This window comes from Streptomyces sp. NBC_01460, assembly GCF_036227405.1.
GTDB lineage: Bacteria > Actinomycetota > Actinomycetes > Streptomycetales > Streptomycetaceae > Streptomyces.
The window spans coordinates 205,096-227,389 of record NZ_CP109473.1; the positions used below are offsets into that span (position 1 = coordinate 205,096).

General features: G+C 69.9%; 15 protein-coding genes and 2 pseudogenes. 9 read left to right on the forward strand and 8 right to left on the reverse strand.

What is annotated here, in order from left to right; all coding sequences use genetic code 11:
* Window positions 1-26: 26 nt before the first annotated feature.
* Window positions 27-155 (reverse strand): hypothetical protein, encoded by a 129-nt coding sequence (locus OG488_RS01010; protein ID WP_329224953.1) that lies wholly within the window; start codon window positions 153-155, stop codon window positions 27-29.
* 302 nt (window positions 156-457) lie between these two features.
* On the opposite strand from OG488_RS01010, the gene OG488_RS01015 reads away from it, so the two are divergent.
* The gene (locus tag OG488_RS01015) at window positions 458-1,561 is read left to right on the forward strand and encodes a HEAT repeat domain-containing protein (RefSeq protein WP_329224954.1); all 1,104 of its coding nucleotides are present in this window, start codon (window positions 458-460) and stop codon (window positions 1,559-1,561) included.
* 620 nt (window positions 1,562-2,181) lie between these two features.
* On the opposite strand, the gene OG488_RS01020 is transcribed toward OG488_RS01015, so the two are convergent.
* Window positions 2,182-3,651 (reverse strand): FAD-dependent monooxygenase, encoded by a 1,470-nt coding sequence (locus tag OG488_RS01020; RefSeq protein WP_443074195.1) that lies wholly within the window; start codon window positions 3,649-3,651, stop codon window positions 2,182-2,184.
* Window positions 3,652-3,719: 68 nt separating this feature from the next.
* Between OG488_RS01020 and OG488_RS01025 the strand changes: the two genes are divergently transcribed.
* Window positions 3,720-4,343, forward strand: coding sequence for a TetR/AcrR family transcriptional regulator C-terminal domain-containing protein (locus tag OG488_RS01025; RefSeq protein WP_329224956.1), 624 nt, complete (start codon window positions 3,720-3,722; stop codon window positions 4,341-4,343).
* 2,207 nt (window positions 4,344-6,550) lie between these two features.
* On the opposite strand, the gene OG488_RS01030 is transcribed toward OG488_RS01025, so the two are convergent.
* Window positions 6,551-7,642, reverse strand: coding sequence for a hypothetical protein (locus OG488_RS01030; protein WP_329224958.1), 1,092 nt, complete (start codon window positions 7,640-7,642; stop codon window positions 6,551-6,553).
* A gap of 194 nt (window positions 7,643-7,836) precedes the next feature.
* On the opposite strand from OG488_RS01030, the gene OG488_RS01035 reads away from it, so the two are divergent.
* The 3 genes from OG488_RS01035 (at window position 7,837) to OG488_RS01045 (ending at window position 13,797) form a co-directional block, all read left to right on the forward strand.
* Window positions 7,837-8,814 (forward strand): hypothetical protein, encoded by a 978-nt coding sequence (locus OG488_RS01035; RefSeq protein ID WP_329224960.1) that lies wholly within the window; start codon window positions 7,837-7,839, stop codon window positions 8,812-8,814.
* 115 nt (window positions 8,815-8,929) lie between these two features.
* Entirely contained in the window at window positions 8,930-10,792 is a 1,863-nt protein-coding gene (locus OG488_RS01040) for an HSP90 family protein (protein ID WP_329224961.1), read from the forward strand.
* Window positions 10,792-13,797 (forward strand): hypothetical protein, encoded by a 3,006-nt coding sequence (locus OG488_RS01045; RefSeq protein ID WP_329224963.1) that lies wholly within the window; start codon window positions 10,792-10,794, stop codon window positions 13,795-13,797. The genes OG488_RS01040 and OG488_RS01045 overlap by 1 nt, the downstream gene beginning before the upstream one ends.
* A 382-nt stretch (window positions 13,798-14,179) precedes the next feature.
* Here OG488_RS01045 and OG488_RS01050 read toward each other — a convergent pair whose 3' ends face one another.
* Entirely contained in the window at window positions 14,180-14,701 is a 522-nt protein-coding gene (locus OG488_RS01050) for a DUF6009 family protein (protein WP_329224965.1), read from the reverse strand.
* On the opposite strand from OG488_RS01050, the gene OG488_RS01055 reads away from it, so the two are divergent.
* The gene (locus OG488_RS01055; protein ID WP_329224967.1) at window positions 14,669-14,848 is read left to right on the forward strand and encodes a hypothetical protein; all 180 of its coding nucleotides are present in this window, start codon (window positions 14,669-14,671) and stop codon (window positions 14,846-14,848) included. The two genes, OG488_RS01050 and OG488_RS01055, sit on opposite strands and share 33 nt — an antisense overlap.
* Window positions 14,849-14,981: 133 nt before the next feature.
* Complete coding sequence (locus OG488_RS01060) at window positions 14,982-15,503, forward strand: hypothetical protein (protein ID WP_329224969.1); 522 nt, start codon at window positions 14,982-14,984, stop codon at window positions 15,501-15,503.
* A 974-nt stretch (window positions 15,504-16,477) separates the two neighbouring features.
* On the opposite strand, the gene OG488_RS01065 is transcribed toward OG488_RS01060, so the two are convergent.
* On the reverse strand, window positions 16,478-17,083 hold the full coding sequence (locus OG488_RS01065; protein WP_329224971.1) for a GNAT family N-acetyltransferase: 606 nt from the start codon (window positions 17,081-17,083) through the stop codon (window positions 16,478-16,480).
* Entirely contained in the window at window positions 17,080-18,156 is a 1,077-nt protein-coding gene (locus OG488_RS01070; RefSeq protein WP_329224973.1) for a ThiF family adenylyltransferase, read from the reverse strand. Before OG488_RS01070 ends, OG488_RS01065 begins: the two co-directional genes overlap by 4 nt.
* Window positions 18,157-18,520: 364 nt before the next feature.
* Between OG488_RS01070 and OG488_RS01080 the strand changes: the two are divergent.
* Window positions 18,521-18,810, forward strand: a pseudogene (locus OG488_RS01080) (transposase); the annotation flags it as partial.
* 33 nt (window positions 18,811-18,843) lie between these two features.
* On the opposite strand, the gene OG488_RS01085 reads toward OG488_RS01080, so the two are convergent.
* Complete coding sequence (locus OG488_RS01085; protein ID WP_329239326.1) at window positions 18,844-19,152, reverse strand: hypothetical protein; 309 nt, start codon at window positions 19,150-19,152, stop codon at window positions 18,844-18,846.
* A gap of 368 nt (window positions 19,153-19,520) precedes the next feature.
* Entirely contained in the window at window positions 19,521-19,967 is a 447-nt protein-coding gene (locus OG488_RS01090) for a hypothetical protein (protein WP_329224975.1), read from the reverse strand.
* A gap of 532 nt (window positions 19,968-20,499) precedes the next feature.
* On the opposite strand from OG488_RS01090, the pseudogene OG488_RS01095 reads away from it, so the two are divergent.
* Window positions 20,500-21,959 (forward strand): annotated as a pseudogene (locus tag OG488_RS01095) (APC family permease).
* Window positions 21,960-22,294: the final 335 nt, after the last annotated feature.

A 22,294-nucleotide genomic window follows, 5' to 3' on the forward strand; every position in this document is an offset into this window, starting at 1 on the left:
TCCTCGGATTGCTCCAGCTCCTCCGCTCACGTGCCCGCGCCGTCGGCGAGCGGCTCCGCCCACGCTGCGGCGAAGTCCCGGACGAAGGCCCAGGCCCGCGCCCTGTCGGGTATCCCACCGCGCAGAGCTCGAGCCACATCGAACGCGTCAACCATGCAGTGGACAGGCAGGGGGCCGGCTTCTCCGAGTGTCCCGTCGAATCGCATCTGTCCGTTGGCGAGCCGTCGACCTGCTGGGATGCCAGGCACATGGAGAGGACGGGGCTCGGGATTCTCAACCGCCCTGGCTATCCTGGAGGGTGGTTCGTAGAACTGTCCAAGGCCACAGCAGGTGAGACAGGTATGAAGGAACCTCCGGCACGCCGGTGCAACCGGTTGTCAGTCCTGTTCGGCAGGCTGTGCATGTGACGAACCGACACGAGGACCACAGCGCCTCCAACTGGTCCGGGCTGCCTCCGATGGCCAGAGAGCTGCTCGTGGCAACCGAATGGGACGCCCTGCAGCATGCATACGGAAGCGCTGAGGACACCCCGACGTACCTGTGCCAGCTCCTGAACGAGGATCCCGAGGTACAGGCCGAGGCGCTGGGGATGCTCGATATGTCCGTGCTTCACCAGGGGTCCGTGTACAGCTCCACCCCGCCGGCCGCATTGTTCGTCGCAGCGGTCCTGACCCACCCCCGCACTCTGGCCGAGCATGAGAGCCACTTCCTCTGGGACGAACGGACCCGGCCCCTGCGGGCCGCACTGCTCGACTGGCTCGGTCGGATTGCCGACTCGGCCTCCTACGGCGAGGCCCCCGGCAGCGAGGGAGAGTACGACGGCGAGGACGAAGACGAGCTCGAAGCGATCCGCGCATGCCGGAGTCTCCGACCCGAGCTCTACGACGCGGTCGAACCGTTCCTCGACGATCCGCATCCGGACACCCGAGAGGCAGCCCTCGGAACGGTCACCCTCCTTTTGAAGGCACCCGACCTTGCCGAGTTCGTCCCCCGCGCCGCTCACCGCCTGCGCCGCGTTCTCGCAGCAGACGGCAGCCGCCGAGAACGCTCCTCCGCCGCTCTGGCCATGGGCGCCTGGGGCCAGGACACCACTGGCCTTCTCAATGATCCTGACCCAGCCGTGCGTGCCTGCGCTGCTCTGGCCACTGGATGCGCGCGCGTGCCCCGCGCCACCGCCATCCTTCTCGAAGCCCTGCAGAATCCGGCCGAGGCCGATCGCTGGTTCCCCGACCCCCTCCCTCAGATCGACGGCTGGCTCCGCTTCACCCTCCTGGAGGCTGTCCTTGACCGCGTCCACGCCTTCGAGGACCTGGCCCCGGCGGCCATGGCCCTGATACCGCTCGCCAGCGACTACTCCGTCGACCGAGACTGGGGTCCGCTGCTCGTCAAAGCCTTTCCTGTCGGCTACAGCCCTGGCCTGCAGCTGTCAGCCGCGCAACGAGAGCTTCTGCAGGCCGTCGCCGCCAATGACGATTGCTGGGGAAATGTTGGCAATAAAGTCCGCTGGCTCAGGGAAGCCGGCCTGCCGGAGCAGCGCGACGCCATCCGCGCCCTGCTCTGATCACACAGCCCTCGGCTGATCTGCTCCAAGAACAAAGCCTGTTCGCCGTCCTCGTGTGCTGCCGGCCCAGTCGCGATCCGGAGAGAAGCAAAGTCTTCTGGGGAGGGTCCTGGGTTCCAAGAGGGGTGTAGTTTCGCGAGAATCGTCGGCTCAGCTCGGCGGTCGTTGCCAGGTAGAGCGTCCTGGGGCCGGGGCGGATGGGGGCAGGCCCAGGATCAGGTGACAGCGGCTCAGTATGCGACGCAATGAGAATCCGACACCGCGAACGAGAAGCGGTGAGAATCCGACGGCTTCAATGCGGCAGGACACCGGGACTCCGCCAGGTCACCTCCCGGAACCACCAGGACTGGCCACATCTACCGGGAACGTACGGGTGATCAGCGCACGCGAGGGGCGGCGCAGCGCAGCGAGGATGAAGTTCACCGGCGGGCCGCGGTGACGGCGGCCTGGGCGCAATGGGTCACTGTCGGTGGGACTGTCGTGGCTGTCGTGGCTGTCGAAGGCGACTGACCCGCGGGAGTGGACGAGCCGCGTGGCCGGTAGTGACGGCGAGTTGGCTGATGGGGCCGGGGCAGCGTGCAGGCCGGCGGGTCGATGTGCCGGGCGGACACAGGGCTGGCTCACTCATGGTGCGTGGTGGCGAGGGCCGCGGTGAGGCTGTCGGTGAGGGCGGTGCCGTCGTGCTCTGCGCTTGTCCAGGCGATATGGCCGTCGGGGCGGATGAGGACGGCGCGGACGTCGGTGAACTCGGCTGGTGGCTGGTAGGGCGTGGCGGTATGGACGTGCAGTCTTCGGTGCGCGTACCGGGTGAGGCGGCCGCTGCCGGTGAGGTCCAGCAGGAGGTGGCGGTCGACGCGCAGCAGCGCGAACAGGCCGGTGTCGCCGAGGTTGAGGTCGGGGGCGCGGGTGCCGGTCAGCGGGTGGCCTCCGGGGGTGGTGGGCGGGTAGGTGACTGCGAGGGAGCTGACTTGGGTGGCCAGGTGGTCGTTGAGGTCGGGCAGGGCGGTGATCAGCCGGGCGAGCAGGCCGCGCAGGTCGAGTCCTTCGGGGGTGAAGGCGGTCATCAGGGCGACCTGGGCGCGGCTGGTGGCGGTGAGGTCGGCGCCGACGGGGTGGCGTTCGGCGTGGTAGGTGTCCAACAGGCCTGCGGGCGCCCAGCGGTTGAGGGTGGCGGCGATCTTCCAGGCGAGGTTGGCGGCGTCCTGGATGCCGACGTTCATGCCGACGCCGCCGGCGGGGAAGTGCTGGTGGGCGGCGTCTCCGGCGAGGAAGACGCGGCCCTTACGGTACTGGTCGGCGAGGCGGGTGGCGTTGCCGTAGCGGGAGAGCCAGGCCGGGTCGCGTAGGCCGAAGTCGGTGCCGGCCATGGTGAGGACGTTTTCGCGCAGTTCGTCCAGGGTGAGGTCGCCGGGCCAGGTGGTGGTGAGGTCGCGGGGGGTGATGCCGACCAGGCGGTGGATGCCGCCGGGCATGGGGACGGCCATGAGGGCGCCCGCAGGGCCGAAGTAGCTGTAGCCGGGGGCGGGCGGGTTGCCCAGGACCACGTCGCCGAGCCAGCCGAGCACGGTGGAGGGGGTGCCGGGGTAGTCGATGCCGGCCGCGGTGCGCACGATGCTGCGGGCGCCGTCGCAGCCGACCAGGTAGGCCGCCTGGAGAGTGGAGGGCCCGTGCGGTCCGGCGGTGTGCACGGCGATGTGCTCGGGGTGTTCGGTGAAGCCGGTGACCTCGTGTCCGCGCAGGATGTGCGCGCCCAAGTCGAGGGCCTGGCCCTCCAGCAGTGCCTCGGTGCGCTCCTGGGGCAGGGCGAGGGTGTGGGGGAAGGCGCTGGGCAGGCGGTGGAAGTCGAGGCGGGAGGCGAGGGCGCCGAAGTGGCCGCCGGGCAGCGGTATGCCCTCGCTCAGGAAGGGCTGGTGCGCGCCGCGGGAGGCAAAGGTCTCGATGGTGCGGGGATGCACGGTCAGGGCGCGGGAGCGGGGGTCGCGTTCGGAGCGGGGTTCGATCACGGCGACGGTGATGCCCGCGCGGCGCAGTTCGCCGGCGAGCCAAAGGCCCACGGGTCCGGCACCTGCGACGACGACCTGATAGTTCATGATCTTTCTCTTTCTCGACACAGACTCTTGGTCGGTGACCAATGACCGGCATGAACTAAACTAGGTCAGTGACCAAGAAGCAAGCCGGAGAACCCACCGCGAGCCAGCTCACCCGCGCCGCCGTCATCGATGCCGCCCTGCAGGTGCTCGACGAGCGCGGCCTGGACGGGCTCTCCACCCGGGCGGTCGCAGACCGCCTCGGGGTGCGGATGAACACCGTGCTGTGGCACGTGAAGACCAAGGCGCGAATGCTGGAGCTGATGGCCGACGCCGTCCTCGCCGGCATCCGCTACGACGACCTGCCCGACGCCCCTCCGGCACGCGCCCGCGAACTCGTCGGCCGATACCGGCACGCGCTGCTCGCCCGTCGCGACGGCGCCGCCCTGGTCACCGGCACCTATCCGGCCGAACCGAACACGCTGCGCTTCGCCGACCGCCTCATCGACGCGTTCCTGGAAGCCGGCGCCGATGAGCGGCAGGCGGCATGGACCGCTTGGACGGTCAGCTACTTCACCCTCGGCCTGACCCAGGAGGAGCAGGCCGAGGCCGAGGAGGACGACGCGAGCCTTACCCAGGCCGTCGAGCGCGGCGCACACCCGGCGCTGCAGCGCGTCCTGCCCCATCTCCGTCAGAACTTCGACGAACGCTTCACCTTCGGCCTGGAGGCGGCCCTGTCCCGCATTCCCGACTGACAGCGCGCCCTGCCGGGGACATCCGGACGCCGCACCGGCAACGGGCCATCCACCCTGCGCCCGCCACACCCGGCCCCGCCCAACTCGTCCGCGGAGCACACCTCTCCTGGCCAAGGAATAACCGGCGCCCCGCCCGACAACCTTGCATCAGAGCTCCGAGCCGGGTTCACACACCACCGACGACAGGCACCCGGACCAGCTTCGGCCGACGAGCCGACGTGGCGCTGGAGCCCGGGGCCGGGAGGGGCGGTCAGCAATCGCACCTCGCGACACTCAGGGCGGCAACGGCGGCTTCAGCGTGTGTCCGGCCGCGGGTCGGGGCCGTGTCACCAGCACAACCGCAGGTCCTGTACGTGCTTTGGTGAGTGTCGGCCTCCCCCTGCCCAGGCCGGTGCGGACCAGGAAGCCGGGGTCCGCGTCCCACGGCGAGGCAGCAGTGTGCACTCGCTGGGTGCCAGGGATGCCCACCTCGACGAAGGCCCCGCCGCGGAACAGCCACAGCCGGAAGGGTCGTCGTCCTCGTCGTGCAGCATGACCTGCACGCAGGCGGGCTCACCGCACGACAGTGACTCAAGGCCCTCGAGCACACCGCGGCGCCCCTCCACCGCTCGAACTCGATGTACCAGCGTCTCCGGCTTCCCCGCGAGGATCCCGCTGTTCGACCCGAAGCTGGGCGCCCTCCACGTCGTGATCGCCGGCACCACCGCTCAGGCAGGGGAGGCACGGGCCAGATGATCAGCCTGGCCTACCACGCCAGCAAGATGGCCCAGATCTATGGCAACCCGAAGGGCGCCAGCAAGCCCGCGATTCCGGAGATGGCCGCCTGAAGCGGCCTCACGCGGCATGGCGCCCCGGGCGCCACACTGCTGTCCTGGTGGGTCCCCCATCACCGGATCGAAGAGCCGCGGATTCGACGGTGGCGGGGGCGACGGGGGCTGGGTGTCGACCTCGTCGTCGATGAGGCCGAGGACGAACGGGGCGGGGCGGGGCCGGGGAGGTTGGTCGAGGTGGGCTGGTGAACGGCACCTCGGCGATCCCCCCTCACTGCCCCGGAGCTCTTCAGGACGACCTGGAGCAGGCAGCTGGCCCCCGCCGCCCTCGATCTCGCGCACCCGTAATCGTTCACCCACCCGCCCAGCCGGGCCGCCCCGTGCCGCCCGGACCAGCACCGAACAGCGCGTCACATCGGCACAGGAAGATGCTGCCCTGATGCAGCATCAGAAAGTGATGACAGTCGCCTGTTCGAGGGTGAAACGCAGGAACTCGTCCCGGGCGACCCGGAGGTTGAGCCCGCACCTGATCAGCTCACCTTCGGTTCCATCGGCACGGGCAGCATTGACGCAGGCCCCCACAACGACACCGCCTGCGATCAGCTCGTCGACCTGCCGGTTGAAGGTTGCGACGGGCTCCCCGCCACCCTCACCGCTGAGACGCCGCTGAGCCGGCTCGAAGCAGAAGACCTCGACGCCACTCCCATGGTCGGGGCGATCTCCTGGATGCGCTGCGCCACCCGCGTCCCGGTGACAAGCGCGTCATCGTCGTCACGGAACACATGAATGACCGTCTTGGGCATGACACATCTTCCGTTCGTTCGCCGTCTACAGACGATCTGAAGCCTAGTCGCGTCTCGCATAACAAGACTCCACGTCTCACTATTCAGAATGCCGGAATTGCTCAGGCGCGGCACTTGCGGGAGCTGGAGGACCGTAAGAGTGGCCGGAGTCATGAGGCAGCTGCTCGTCCAGAGGCCCGACACGGCCCCCCAAAGGCGTCTGAACGCGCGTCCGGGCTCGGGGTGCCCTCACCCAAGCCGCCGTGCCCGCGAGTACCGATCGAGCGGAACGGCTGTCACTGACACGGCACGGCGATGCCGGCTGCGCGTAGCTTCGCCTCGAGCAGGGCGTTCTACCGGGCGACGGACGATGCCCGGTCTTCCCAGTGGCGGACCACTCCGTAAGCGGCGACTGTGTCGGACTGGTTCGCGAACCCGGTCGGCATGGTCAGCAGCGTACGGTCGGCCAGTCGGCGTCCCACTCGACGCGCGCATGCCGTAGGTCGGTTGCGGCGAGAGGAGAACCGATGAGGCCCCCGAGCCACGCGATCGCGGCAGAGACCACGGGCGCCCGCCCTCCGCCGGGTCCGCTTCCTCCTCGCTCCCGCACTCCCCTCGCCAACTTCGAACCGGCCCATGCGCAAGCCTGGAACCTCTAGCGACCCATCTTCTGAACCGGCGGCTGCGGGGCGGGACGGGCCCGGGACAGTTTCGCGGCCGTGCCGCGAGCCGTTTCGAAGGCCACGACCGGGTCCCCGTCCTTGCGCCAGGGTTGGGCACCGCACCACGGCCCGATCAGGCGGAACTGCTCCAGGGCGGGCCCGTACATCATCGACCGGACCATGTAGTTGGCCAGCAGGTGACGCAGATCCGGAAGGCGCTCGTCATCAGGCGCGACGTGGTCGAAGGATGCCGCGATCCGCTTCAGCGTGCTTCTCGTCATCGGCGTGACGGCAGCCGCGCCGACGCCGGGCCGCTCGCTCAGCGCGTGGAGATAGATCCCGCCCAGCGGACTGCCGGGCGGGGCCTTGCGGACCGCCTGGCGGGCGAACCGAATCATCCGACGGTCGCTGCCGAACCACTTCGCGCACCAGTACTGGAGAGCCTGCCAGTGCCCCTCGTAGTGGTGGGGAGCGCGGGCCACGAGCCCTTCCCACAGCGGCTTGAACTGTGCGGGGCGGTACTTCGCTCCCCGCGCCGCCGTGACCATCACCACCCAGGGGCCAGGGTTCGCGGGGTCGAGCAGCGCGGCCTGCCGTGCCTCCTCGATGGCCGCCAGGAGCATGGCGACGAAGCGGTTCATGTCCGAGGTCATGACCTCGTGTGCATACCCACTGCCCCGGATCTCCCAGGCGCGGTGGACCATGATGCTCGCGTGAAGGGTTGCCGCGTCGCAGTTCCGGGGCTCCGAGGTGCGCCAGGCATCGAGCCAGGCGTCATCCTCCCGTGCGACCTGCTGCAGGAGCTCCAGCCGGTTCCAGCGCTCGTCCCAGTCGTCGCCCGCCGCCCGGACGTACCGCTCAGCGGACTGCCAGTCTCCTCCCCAGGCCGCTTCGGCGACGGCCTGCCGCTCCTCCGTACGGTGGGCCGGCGGGGGTGGGCCGGGGCGACGCGAGTCGAGCAGCTCACGGGGAGGAAGGCCGTATTCGGACGCCACGAAGTGCTCTGCGCCGCGGCGGGGAACGATGAGGAGCCGGTGGAGCACGACGAGGAACACGCCGAGTACGACGGCGAGAAGGATGGTCACACCGGTGGATCATTCCCCAACCCCTCACCCTCCGCAACAGCTAAGGCCAACGATAGGGCGAGGTCAGAGGGGACATGGTCCGGTCCGCGCCGACACTAAACGAATGTGCGAATGTCAGTGGCGCGTGATACTCACTACTTCCACCAGGGGGTGATCACGTGCCTCCCTGTGAGAGAGACCAAGGGGTGGGGACCATGGCATTGCTCCGTGATCGGGGGCTCACGCTGGGCCGATGGACCGGCAGACCGGGGGCACGGCTGGAGAAGGACTCCGGCGATCCGGACGTGGCACGGGTGCGTGAGGCGGCCGTCGCGGCGGACTGGGCCTGCGTGCGGGACCTGTTGGAGGCGCGACCGGAGAGCCGGGACCGTACAGGGCTCCTGTGGGCCATCGGCGACACGGCTGGCGTCGAGCGGTGGATCGGCGACGTGCTGAGGAGGGAGCCCGCATCGGCGCTGGCGCTGACCGTGGCGGGAATCCGCTATGTCAGCTGGGGCTGGGAGGCCCGGACCTCGGCGCGCGCGAAGGATGTCTCGCGCGAGCAGTTCGAGGTCTTCCACTCCCGGCTGCGCCAGGCCGAGGAGTGGCTGTACGAGGCCGCGGAGCTCGAGCCGGGCTGGACCTCGCCCTGGTACGTCCTCCAGGTCACCGGCCGTGGTCTGCAGGTCGGGCAGGTCATGGCGCGCCGCCGGTTCGAGGCGACCGTGCGCAGGGATCCGTACCACCTGGGGGCGCACACGCAGCTGTTGCAGCAGATCTGCAAGAAGTGGGGCGGGTCGCACGAGGAGATGCACGCGTTCGCCCGTGACTCCGTCCTCAAGGCTCCCGGCGGAACGCCGCTGGGCCGGCTGGTGCCGGACGCTCACATCGAGGAGTGGCTGTCGCTCGACTCGGGCCCTGACGCCGCGTACATGCGTAGGCCCGAGGTGGCGGAGTCGCTGAGGCAGGCAGCGGACCACTCGTTCCGGCATCCGGACTTCGTGCCGGAGGGTTCCTGGCTGGGACTGCTGAACAGCTTCGCGATGGCGTTCTCGCTGGCCGGGGACCGGACCTCGGCGCGGGAGTGCTTCCAGGCCACGCAGGGGCGGGTCACGGAGTCCCCGTGGGACTACCTGAACGGCTCCGACCCCGTCGCGGCCTACCGCAAGCACCGCTCGGCCGCCGGGCGCTGACCCGCAGGGCGCGCACTCCGACACGAGCACCACCGCCCTCCCCCGCCCCCTCTTCGCCCGTCTTCCCGTCCGTGCCGTACACCGGCGCGGGCGCGCCAGTGAAGGATTTCGTCCGGTGTCCCCTTCCGAGACCGCCCACACCTTCCAGGTCGATCTGCGCGGCCTGGTCGACCTGCTCTCCCACCACCTCTACTCAAGTCCCCGCGTCTATCTGCGCGAGCTGCTGCAGAACGCCGTGGACGCCATCACCGCCCGTCAGGCCGTCGCCCCGGACTCACCCGGCACGATCACCGTGCGCACCGGTGACACCCTCACCGTCACGGACACCGGCATCGGACTGACCGAGGCCGACGTCCACCGCTTCCTCGCCACCATCGGACGCAGTTCCAAGCGGACCGCCGAAGGCGCCGTGGACGGCGCCGGACTCGAGTCCGCCCGCGGCGATTTCATCGGCCAGTTCGGCATCGGTCTGCTGGCGTGCTTCGTCGTCGCCGACGAGATCACGGTGCTCAGCCGGTCCGCGGCCGACCCCGCGGCGCCCGCGGTCGAGTGGCGCGGACACTCCGACGGCCGGTACACGATCCGTACGCTGCCGTCCTCGGCTGTCCCGGAGCCGGGCACCACGGTGCGGCTCGTCCCCCGGGCCGACAAAGCCGAGTGGACGAGCCCGCAGCGGGTCGTCGACCTGGCCCGGCACTACGGCAGCCTGCTGCGGCACGAGGTCGTCGTCGTGGACCCGCACGGCGAGAGGGAGCGGATCAACGACACGCCGCCTTGGGAGCAGTCCCACCGCTCCCCCCTCGCCCACCACGAGGCGCTGACCGCGTACTGCCGCGACCGGTTCGACTTCACGCCGCTCGACAGCATCGAACTGGACCTTCCGGCGGCCGGGCTGCGCGGTGTCGCGTACGTCCTGCCGACGGCCATGAGTCCGGCGCAGCGCGCCGGTCACCGGGTGCACCTGAAGGGCATGCTGCTCACCGATCAGGCGCCCGAACTGCTCCCGGACTGGGCGTTCTTCGTGCGCTGCGTGGTCGACACCACGAGCCTGCGACCGACGGCCTCGCGGGAGTCGCTGTACGAGGACGGCACACTGTCCGCCGTACGGGACGCCCTGGGCGACCGGATCCGGGACTGGCTCACCGGTCTCGCGGCCAGCGACCCGGCACTGCTGCACCGGTTCATCGACACCCACCACCTCGCGGTGAAGGCGCTGGCACGCTACGACGACGAGCTGCTGCGGGTGGTGCTGCCGTGGCTGCCGTTCGAGACCACCGACGGCAACGTCACGCTGGAGGAGTTCGCACGTACGCACCCGACGCTGCTGGTCACCCGCAGTGTGGAGGAGTTCCGGCAGGTCGCCCCGATCGCCGCGGCGGCCGGGCTGGGCGTGGTCAACGGTGGCTACACCTACGACCGCGATCTCGTGCAGCGGCTGCCCGAGATCCGTCCCGGCACCTCCGTCAGCGACCTCGACCCGGCCACGGTTACCGCCCACCTGGACGCGGTCGACCCCACGGCCGAACTGCGAGCGGCCGCGTTCCTGCTCGTCGCCCGGGAGACGATCGGCGTGCACGACTGCGACGTCGTGCTGCGCGACTTCCAGCCGGTGAGCGCCCCGGCACTGCTGCTCGACAACCGGGAGGCGCGCCACGAGCGGACCCGGTCGGGCCTCGCCGCCGAGAGCGACGGTCTGTGGGCCGACATCCTGGGCTCCCTGCGGCACGAGACGCCGCGCGCCCAACTGGTCCTGAACCACCTCAACCCGCTGGTGCGCCAGGCGATCACGATCTCCGAGCGTGGTCTGGCCGTCACCACGGCCGAGGCGCTGTACGGGCAGGCCCTGCTGCTCAGCCGCCGACCACTGAAGGCGAGCGAGAGCGCCCTGCTGAACCGGGCCTTCATCGGCCTGCTCACCCACGCCATGCACAACGCCGGCACGGACGCGGACGGCTCCGGGCCCCGGAAGGACATCTGATGCTGGACACCCCCGAGGCCGTGGTCGAGGCACTGCGTGAGAACCACGGCCGCCCGCACGGACCGCAACACACCGTCACCGCCGAAGAACTCGTCGAAGCAGCCGCTCAGTTCGAGAAGCCGGACGTCCTGGTCACCGCTCTCCTGGAGCTCATGTCGGCATACGAGTTCACAGGCGAGTGCCGCAAGTCGCCGGTCGTCTTCGGCCGACTGCTGAAACTGTGGGACGAGTCTCCCGAGGAGTTCAGCGAGTGGGAGGCCCACCAGATCTACTGGCGGTTCAAGTGGGTGGCGACCTCGCTCATCGAGGTGCCCGAGGTGTCGCCTGACTCGATCCGCGGCTGGATCGACGAGACACGGCGCCGGTACGAGAAGGCCGGGCACGGCATGCAGCCCGTGGCGGCTCTGAGCTACCACCTCGCGGCCCATACGGGCGCGGGGGTCGCCGACGCGTACGACCTGTGGGCCACCCGACCGCGCACCGAGCTGAGCGACTGCGAGGCCTGCGAGACCCGGCACCTCGCCGCGCACCTGATGTACGGGGGCGACGACCCGGGGGCGCTCGACACGCTGCGGCCGGTCCTCGACGAGGCGGTCGGCTGCAACGAGGAGCCGCAGATGAGCCAGGCGCTGGCGCTCGGGGCCCTCCTGCGTTGCGGCAGGCTCGACGAGGCCCGATCGCACCACCTGACCGGCTACCGTCGGGTCCGCGGCAACACCGGCATGCAGGCCTGGGTCGGCCGGCACCTGGAGTTCTGCGTGCTGTCCCGCAACGAGGGCCGCGGCCTGGAGATCCTCGCCGAGAACCGGCCGCTGTTCGAAGCGACCGGCGCCCCGCTGGCCCATCTGGACTTCCTGACCGGCGTCGAGCTGCTGCTCGCCCGGATCGTGGAGGAGGGGCACGCGGGCACGGCCGTCGCGGGCCCGCCGGGGCGGAGCTGGACCGCGGACGAACTGCTCGTGCACGTCCGCGCCCAGGCGGACCAGCTGACGGCCGCGTTCGACGCCCGCAACGGGACGACGGCGGTCGGGGGCCGCCGCCGGGAGCGTCTGTCGCAGCGTCCGCTGCTCGACGCCCCGCTGCCACTGGGCCTGAGGACCTCCGTCGCCCGGCCGGCGATGTCTGCGGCTGCGCCGGTGACGGCTCCTGCCACCGTCGCGGTCCCCGAGGACTTCGTGACCCTGGTGCGTGAGGCACGACGGATGGCGGGCGCGGGCCACCCCGGGGACGCCCGGCTGTGGACCCGGATCGCCGAGCGTCTGGCCGACGGCAGCGCGGTGCACGACGAGGTGCTCGGCCCCCAGGAGCTGCTGCGGGCGGAACTCGCCGAGCAGCGGGCGGGTGAGCTGGCGACGGCGGACCACGACGACGAGGCCATGGTGGAGGTCCGTCGGGCCGGGGAGCTGTACGAGCGGCTCGGCATGCCGTGGCAGGCGTTGTCCACGCGGGCCCGCGCCCTTGCCTGGACGAAACCGTCGGTCGACGGGGACGCCGACCCCGCCCGGAGAGCCGAGAGACCGGACTCCGACAGCCTCCGGAACGCCCTCGACGAGCTCTTGCACGAGGCCGAACGACTGCGCACCGAGGCCCCGTTCACAGGTGAGGCCGTCGGAGCGGCGGAGGCGGCGGCCTGCGACGACCTGGAGCGGGAGCGCAAGCTGGCGTACCTCATGGTGCACTACGCGCGCACGTACGCGGCCTACCGCGAGCTGAGCCGCGGCGGCCCGGAGGCTTCCCCGGGTGCCGTGGAACGCTTCGAGGCGTGCGTCCAGGCCCTGCACACCGAGGCGGAGCGGCTGGCCGTCCTTCACCAGGTCGCCAACGCCCGGCAATTCGCCGCGGACGTGGCCGGCCGCCACGGCGACCTGGAACGCGCCGAGGAGGGCCTGCGCACCGCGCTGAAGGAGCTGGAGGCCTCGGACCAGCCCTGGCGCGGTGTACGCCCGCGTGCCCTGCTCGCCCAGATCCTGATGGCTCAGGAGCGGCCTCAGGAGGCGGTGGAGCTGCTGCACCGGACGATCGCGGACGCGGTGCTGTATGACGACGCGGACTTCCCGATGGCTCCGACGTACGCGATGCTCGGCCACGCGGTCTCGCACACGGGCGACCACGCGAGCGCGGTGCGCCACCTGTCGGAGGCGGCCGCGCGGTTCGATCAGTCCGGAGCGTCCCAGGAAGCGGCGGACGTGCGGCTGCAGCTGGTCGACGTCCTGACGCGGACAGGCCGGCAGGCCGACGCGGTCGCGGTTCTGGAGTCGCTGGTCGCCGAGGAGGCGGCGGCGGCGCTCGACGAGCGTACGGTCGCCCAGGCCAGGCTGATTCTGGCGCGCGGGTTGCGGGAACTGGAGGAGTTCCTGCCGTCGGCCGAGGAGTTCCTGCGGCTGGCGGACGCCGTCTCCGGCTGGGAGGACGACGACGCCCCCATCCGGACGATGGTGACTGCTGACACGGCCATCGCGCTGGCGCTGGCAGACCGCTGGGACGCGGCAGGCACGGCGTACGAGCGGGCCCTGGCGGCGCACGCGCAGGCGCCGAACCCGTCCCTGCTCATGCACATGATGCGCGAGTTCTCGCGTCTGGTCATGAACACGCGCGGCTTGGAGGGTCTGGAAACGGCGCTGAAGCATCTCGCCGAGGCGGACACGCTGGCGGCATCCGTACCGGAGGGTACGGAGGGCTTCGTGCCCTGGTTCGAACGGGGCGCGGTGCACTATCGCCGGGGCCGCGTCCTGGCGGAGGCGGAGCGGTTCGAGGATGCGCTGGCCGAGACGGAGGCCGCCGTCGCCGCCCACGAACAGGGCGGCGAGGAGGGGGAATCGGCGCGCGCCGAGGCGGTCCGGATCGCCGCTCTGATCGAGGGCAACGCGCTGCGCCGGTTCCAGGAGGCCATCACCCGGCTGACGGCCGCGGCAGAACGCTGTCGGCGGGTCGGCCTCCCGGAGGCGGCACAGATCCTCGACGCGCTGCGGCAGGACTACATGTCGCGGGTGCCGGACAGCCGTTGAGCCGACGTCGCGGGTCGCCGGGTGCCGGGAGTCGGTAGGTCTACGACTCGCCGGCCCCGCCGGGCCAGGCCGAGTGCCGCGGGGCCGGTGCGCCCGTCCCCCGCACCGGCCCCGGCCTCCCCCCCACATGGGCGGACTGGGTGCTGGTACCGGTGCTCTTCTCCGTCGTCGATCTGGTCGTGATCATGCTGAAGCAGCAGAGCGGATCGGGCTCGCGGAGGCGGTCCTGCCGGGGGGCGACGCCTTAGGATCGACGATGTTCGTCTGTCGGGGCTCGTCGCAGGGATCAGGGAACCGCGTCGGTCGCGGTGACGGCCCGTCCCTCGGGCCCCGACTCTGATCGGCCCTGGTGCCAGGCGCAGTCGGCCGGCTCCAGGGTCGATCAGCTCCACCGCCGAAACCGCGGTGATCCTGCGCCCAGGGGCGTGCCCGCAGGTATCGGCGAAACAGAGGTTCCGGTTGGTGGGGTTCTGCGCAAGGGCTCCGTCAGGAGGGCGCTGTCCCGTGCCTGTGCCCTCCCCTGCGAACGCGAGGTCTTCTCCCCCACCCGGCGCGGGTCGATCGTCCGCGGGTCGGCCGCCTCGTCAGGGCAGGCCAGGGCTCCGACGGGCTGCTTCAGAACGTTGGTACCCTCCGCATCTACGGCGACGCGGGGGAGATGATCGTGGGAGCAGAGCCATCGAGTCCTCCGGGCCGCCCGCTGAGAGGAACTGGCCTTGGGTTCGTCTTCGGTGGGCTGACCGCGGTGGTGACCACTGCTGCCATTGGGAGGGCCTGGGCTGCTTGCGACATCGGTAACGGCGCAGCAGCCAACAGCACGACTTTGCTGCTTCTTGCGCCTCTCATATGGATCGCCACTGCAGTTCCGTGGGTGATCCTGCACGGCACCCTCGGGAAGCGTCATCGCAGGACAGCCCTGGCTGCAGGGCTCGTCTTCACCGTGTGGTTCGCCTGGTTCCTCGTCACATGGCTCGGCCTGCCGGACTCCTACCCCGCCCCGCTGTGCCCGGCCGACGTCCCACCCTGGTGGCCGAGCTTCATCCCTGCATGACTCCGGCGAAGTGTTTGAGGGCCTTGACACAAGAAGCAGCGGCCTACTTAGCTGCCCGGGCCAGGCCGTGCACACCAGCACGGTCGTGTGACGAGTTCCAGGGGCGTGTGTCAAGTGCTCTGGATTGGCTGATGTGAGTACGCGGGGGCGGAGTTACCGATACGTCGGACCGGTCGAGCTGAAAGCTGCGGTCCGGCCTGGCAGTGGCGGGTGCCGGATCAGCTCGGCATCTGAGTTCGGTGAGTGGATCGCGGGGCGAGCGGCGGCGGAGCTGGCCGAGCCCTTCACCTTCGTGGTCGGCGTGGACGGTGCACTTCGGCTGGCCCCACGACGGAGCGAGCACGTGGCCTGTGCCGGCGGAGCCGTGGTGCTGAGTGCCGGCGAGATCGGTTTCATGCGCGAGGCGGACCGGTGGGCCGTGAGCGAGATCAGCAATCAGTCCACCGGGTACTGCCCCGACATCGGCTCCTGGTCGGAGGTCGCTCGCGCTCTGGACGACGTAGGGCTCACGCGGCCCTCCGGCTTCACCCACGAGGTGGTGTTCCGTCGGTGTCTCGGCTGCCAGGAGCACAACATCGTGCGCGAAGACGACTTCGTCTGTGTCTTCTGCGGCAGCGATCTGCCGGAGACGTGGAACGTGGATCCCACCGCGTGAGGGCGAGGGTCACGGCCACTCGTTCATGGCCGCGACGAGGACGGTCGCCTCGCTGCTGACCGCGAGCCGGTCGTATCGCGTGGCGACAGCGCGGTTCCTTCTTGAGGCGGTTTCTCCCGCACTCCACCGCATGAGGCTCGCGACGGTCGACCGGGTCGAAGCGCGGTGGCCGGCCGCCGCGAGATCCGAGCTTTCTCCGGATGTGCGCCCGGTCAGACTTGTCCGGGATGGTGCAGCGGATTCCGCAGCAGCGCAGACAGGCGCACGAGCCTTGCGGGAGGCGTACGCCTTGTCCGCGCGGACTCGGTCGGGGTGGACGCGTGGCCGGCCCGGCCCCCGATGCGAGGCACGCGAGCCTTCTCCAGCAGGGGCTCGAACTGCTGCGAGTCGTCGCGCTGCCCGGGCCGTGACCGCGAGCGCCATGGGCTTCTGCCCTTGGTGCAGCTGGTCGTGAACCCGTCGCGCGAGCGTCCCGGTCCGTGATCTCGGGGCTCATTAGATACACCACCCCGGTGGTTCCTTCCTCAAGTCACCCTGCTTGCGTGCCCCGGCCGCACGCTGATGGGCGCGGCAGACCGTGGAGTCGACGCTCAAGTCCCATGTGATCGCGCCTTGCGCTTCGGGTAGGGACGTGGAGCCGGGTGAGGACGCGGCGCCGGATACCACCGGCGGAACAGGTCATGAACCCGGCCCTACGACCCGTACGCGACGGACACGTCCCGCCACGGGATACCGGTCCGGACCCGGACGGAGCCGTGCCGTGAACTGGGAATCGGCCACGGCCCGTATCTCGTGCTCTTCTGGATCCTCCTCCCGGAGAGAGCGAGCGAGGGAACCACGTCAGGGCGTACGGCCGGTGCTCCACAACCGCCGGTGGAACAGCGGCTCTTCCGGAACCATTCCGGGGCTCTTGCGAGGTGCCTGTCGATGTTCTGGCCGACCTGGACCGCCGCCGGCCACCTACCGCTGGGGGGTCAGACTCGGTCGAGGCGGGGTGCTCCGTCGAGGACGGCCAGTTCGCTGTCGGTGGCCTGGCGTTTCCATTCGGGCGCGACGGTTGCGTAGGTGGTGACGTCGTGCCAGCTGCCCTGGGTGTGGAAGAGCTGGTGGAGGGTGGCTTCGGGGCGCAGGCCCGCGGCGTGCATGACTTTCGGCATGTGGTGGTGGTCGCTGCGGTGCCCGGCCCAGATGCGGTGCAGGCCCAGGTGTCCGAATGCGTAGGCCATCAACAGGCGGCCGGCCTCGTGGCCGTGGCCGCGGACGGAGGCGCCGGGCAGCAGGGCGAGGCTGGTGAGCATGGCATTGCTGCCGTAGTCCTCCACAAGGAGTCCCATGGTGCCGACGAGGGTGTCATCGTGGGGAGCGCAGACGGCGAGGGTGTACTTGCGGCGCGGGTGGGTGTGGGGCTGGGCGAGGCTCTGGGCGAAGGCGGCGTGTGCCTGGACGGGGTCCATGCGGTCAATTCCCAGGTAGCGGGTGAGGACACGGTGGGTGAGGATCCGCGCGAACGCGTCATGGTCGCCTGCGTGCAGCTCCCGCAGTCTCAGGTGTTCGCCGTGCAGTTCGGGGACTCGGTTCACAGGCCGGCTCCAGGCGTGGCCGGTGCGGGGACGAGCGCTTCGAGGTCGATGGAGTAGCGGCCGGAAAGCAGTGGTTCGCCGAGCAGGATGCGGCGGGCGGTGTCGGTTACGAGTGCTGCGCCGAGCATGACGCCACTGGCGAGCTGCGGCCAGCTGGAGAGCGTATGGCCGACGCGGGTCAGAGCATCGGCCATGGCCGGGCTCAGCCGCTGCTCGTCAACGACGTCGAGGAGGAGGCGGAGAGCTGCTTGTTGGTCGAGGTCGCGTACGTCGGCGGCGGTCGTGTCGCCGGTGCGGCCGTGGAAGAGCGGACGGTCGGGTTCGATGTCGAAGCGCTCGATGTCCAGCACGCCGCGGTCGTTGGTGTCCATGAGGACGGGGATCCGCCTCTTGCGCGCGTGCTCACGGGCGGCGACCTTCACCCAGGAGGTGTCGCACTCCTCGATGAGCAACTCCAGGCCCCTTCCGTCCTCACCGGCTGAGAAGAAGTCCTCGATGTTGTCCTCGGTGATGCCGCCGCGGTGGATCTCGATGTCGAGATAGGGGTCGAGCTCGTACATGCGGCGCGCGCACAGCACGCTCTTCTCCAGGCCGAGTTCGTGGACGCCACTGCGGAGCCGGTTGAGGTTCGACAGGCCGAGCCGGTCGAAGTCCGCCAGCCTGAAGGCCCCGCCGATGCCCTCCATGGCGCAGGTCAGTGCGGCGCTGCTGCCGACCGACAGGCCGATGATGCCGATCTGCCGGTCCAGAAGACCCCGCTGCTGCTCGCGAGTGATCTTGTCCCGGTTGCGGTCGGTGCGGACCCTGCGGAACTCGGACTGGGGCAGCACGTGGACCAGGCGCCCGGACCACGGGTACCAGACCCACCTGCCGTAGTTCTCAGGGCGCGAGCCCAGCGTGTCGGCGATGGCGCGGGAACGGGGTTGGCCGCCGAAGGGATCCTGCGGTGTACGGCAGCGCAGGAGTTCTTCGACCTGGTCCTCGATCCGGTCGTGGACCTCGCGCAGGCGGTCCGAGGCCCGCAGTTCGACCAGGGCCGCTGCGTCGGCCGACTGCGAAAGATCCAACAGCACCGGGCGAAACGATTCGCCCGCGTGGCGGGGCGAGGGCACAGCGAGGCGGTCCGGCTCCGGGCCGGAAGGCATGGGATGCGTCACGGCAAGGACGCTAACAACCCCAAGATCATGGATGAGAGCCCGTCACCCGTGGGGGCGCAATCGAATAGATCTTCTATCCGAATGCGCCCCCACGTGCCGCACGCGCCCCTACCGGGCCCCTCACCCACCCTGCCCCCGCCGGACGATCCCAGTGGCCTGCTCGTGAGCGGGCACATCGCCGGCGCACTCCAGGACCACGTGCGTGCCGTACCCACCGGCCAGATCCTGCACCCGCGCAATGCCTTCGTGCACGTGCGGAGACGACATCGGTGACACCGAACTCGCGGCCGAGGTCGGTGCGCGCCTGATGGCGGCCGCCTACGCCGCCCTCGTCCCGGCAACCCGGAGCTCAGGCTCCTCGATCCGCGGCGAACAGCCTTCCCCGAGAGGGACGAGCAACTCGAACGGACCTTCTTCCTCTCGGGTTTCGCGGCGCTCGGTGACCCAGCGTCCCGTGCCCACCACGACACGAAAACCGCCCATGGCCAACACCACACACAGGCCCTGCTCTGCCTCGCCGGACGCCGCGCTGACGTCCTCTTCGCCATGCTCCGCGACGGAACCTTCTACGCATCCCGGCCCGCCACAGTGGCTTGGGATCCGCTAGAGGGGCGAATCGCAGTCGAACTCGAACGTCTCCTTGGCGGCGTCAGCAGGGAACCCTGGGTGGTCGCGCCAGATCTCAGCGAAGGCGACCAGAAGGTTCCACGCGGCGGCTGCCAAATCGGTCGTCCCCCCGCTTACAGGCGGAGCGGTCCGCTGGAAGCGCACCGCCGCGATCTGCTTGTCTGCGGCCAGACGCAGGGCTGCAGCCGTACGGCGGGCTTCGCCTTGAAGGGAAGCCGTTTCGGGGATGCGTGCCGACACGAAACCGACCAGCCGCGCAACCTGGTCTTCAGTGATCCGTTCCACTCGTGCCCCTACGGTTAGCAAGCCTGTTCATCTGGTGCAGCGCCAACTTTCGCAGCTCAGAACACTCATCACCATGTCCTGGCGGCTCGGCCGACTGGACCTGTGAATACACCGGTCCGACAAGGCCGCGGGCAACGGACGCTCCTCACGGAGACCCGTGCGGGTGCCCAGGCGGCTTGACGATAGACATGGAGGCCACACACACGTCTCCACCCGCGCGCGCTCACGGCGCGAAAGGCGATGTTCTGCTCGGGCCGGTGCCGGTCGTGGCATCTCGGGTGTACAGCGGAGCCGTGTCGCAGGGGCCGGGTTTCGGGCGAGGACGTCGGCAGTGTGCTCGGCCTCGTCGGTCCGGGTCACCTTCGTGGTCAGCTCTCGACGGGTACGGGCTCCGCGTGGACCGAGACGGCCTTGAGGTAGAGACCGTCACCGCTGAGCCGGAGCGTCGGGTGCAGGCTGTCACTGAGGACATCCGAAACCTCGGCGGTCGGGTAGCCGAAGAGATCGACGCCGCCAAGGACGACGGGGCAGGCGGACGGCCCAGTGAGCGTGAAGGGGTCGCGGGTGAGGGCGATGCCGGCCAGGCCAGGGGTGTCCTGGTGCCGGCCGCGGCGATCCGTGGTGTCGCCGTATGCGTCGAGCGTCAGGCCCCGGTACTGCGCGCTGAAGGACCAGCGGGCACCACAGACCCAACCACCGCGAACGTCCGCGATCGTGGCGACAGCCCACTGGGCGGTGCGCTCGTCGATGCCGAAGCGCAGGGTGCCGGCACGGCCGGGGAGTCGAAGACCGACTTCGGGGAGCAACTCGAACATGCGGAGATGGTCCCAACGAAACGCACCGCGCCACAAGCGGGAAACGAGGACCACCTCGGCGCGTGGACGTCGCGACAGCCGCCACCGCTACCTCATTGCGGGCGCCCCCACAGCCGATCACCGCAAGGACCTCATCCAAGTACTGACTGCTCACCACCGACTGCCTATCGACAGCACGTTCGCGTTCGACGGCTTCTCTGTGCGGCGGAATAACAGGAAGACAGCGGTTGCGCGTCCACAGATGCCCGCCCGTCGGGGAGCCGGACCTTCGGACGAGCCTTTCGAGATCCGCTCGTCACCTGCCGCGGGTCGAACGCTGCAGGCAAGGCCGGCATGAGCCCAAGCGGCGCCTCAAGCTGCCACCACTGCCCGCCCGCGCCGTCGTGACGGTGGACGGGCCGACCGACGGAAGGCCGCTTTGCGCGAGTCGAAAGGGAGATACACATCGAAGCCAGTGAAAATGGTGCACTGATCGGCCCCTGCCTGCGCCTCCCTCGGCACCGGAGGGGCCCTGGAAGGTGAGGTCGCCTCGATGGTGGAGTCATCCGATGCCCACGATGATGCGGGCTCCGTCGAGGCTGGAGGTTACCGGCAGGAACTGAAGCGGACCCTTGGCTCCTTCCAGGTGTTCGCGATCTCGTTCGCGTTCATCTCGGTGGCCGTCGGCATCTTTGCGACCTTCGATGAAGTCCTGCAGACTGCCGGGCCGGTCGGGATCTGGCTGTGGATCGTGGCGGCGGTAGGACAGACCCTGGTGGCACTGGTGGTCGCGCAGTTCGCGGCCCGTATCCCGCTCAGCGGCTCCTCCTACCAGTGGGCCTCGCGGCTGGCCACCCCGAAGATCGGTTGGTGGTTCGGGTGGTTGACCTTCTGTTACCTGGCCATCGGCGTGGTGGCGGTCGACAACGCGCTCGCGAGCCAGGCGTTCATGCCACTCGCAGGTCTCCAGCCGAACGAGAACACCGCACGTCTGATCACACTCGTGGTACTCCTCGTCCAGACCGTGCTGGCCGTGGCCTCCACGCGCCTCGTCAGTCTGATCAACACGATCGCGGTAGGGCTCGAACTGGCGCTCGTCGTGATCGTGGCCCTCGCGCTCGTCATCGCCGTGGCCGTCACGGGTGACGGCACGGTCGGCAACCTCACCTCGCGCGGTGTCGTCGAACACACCCCCGGCTACTTCGCGGTAGGCGGCGGTCTGATGCTCGCGATGATCATGGGGCTCGCGACCCTCGTCGGCTTCGACTCGGCCGCGAACCTGGCCGAGGAGGCCAAGGACCCGTTCCGCGCCGTCCCGCGCGCGATCGTGGGATCGGTCGTGGCAGCCGGTGTCCTGGGCCTGCTGTTCTCACGCTCACCGTCGCGATCGACGACATCCCCCGCATCAGCGCGAACGGCTCCCCTGTCGCGGCCATCATGCGCGACCAGCTCGGTCCGGTGATGGAGAGGACGCTGCTGGTCGCGATCACCATCGCGTTCTTCGGTGCCGGGATCGTCGTGATGGTCGCGTGCTCGCGTCTCGTCTTCGCGATGTCGCGCGACGGACGCTTCCCCGCCCACCAGGTGATGCGACGGGTGAACCCCCGCACCATGACACCGATTCCCGCGACCGTGCTGGTCTTCGCCCTCGGTATCGTGCTGATGGTCGCACTGCCAGGCGCCGCGCTGCTGGAGCTGGTCACGGCCTCGACGATCCTCCCCGCAGTCACCTACGGCTCGACCATCGTGCTCTACCTGACGGTGCGCAAGCGCCTGAGCCGCAGAAAGGGCGCCTTCGACCTCGGACGCTTCGAGCTGCCGGTCGCCATCTTCGCTCTGTTGTGGACACTCATCGCATTGTTCGTTCTGGTGACCCCGAAAGAGGCCTTCGTCTCGGTCGTGATCGTGGTGGGTCTTCTCCTCCTGGGCGGCCTGTTCTTCCTCGCCATGCTGCGGTTCGATCGCCGAGCCATGGAGACCGAGCCGGGCGAGACCGACTCCTTCTCCGGCTGACGACGAAGTTGCCCTTCGACACCGAAGAAAGCCCCCTGCCGAGACGGCGAAGGTGCGGTCAACAGGTCAGCGCACGCACGGTCCGGACAGGGATGGGAGCCCGGGCAGCGACCAAGAGAGGACGCCCTCGCCGTACCCACCGGATCGCACCGGGTCCGCGGAGGTACTCGCCCGCACGGCTTGGACCGCCGGCGGAGCCGGACCACCCGCCGGGCCGCCGCCCGCCCCCGGACCGCCGCCACCGCCCGAGCCGGCCGACGCCGCGGAGAATCTCCTGCAGGCCGAGCGCACACAACGGTCGCTGCTGGATCAGCCCTCGCCCGGCCGGCCTCCCC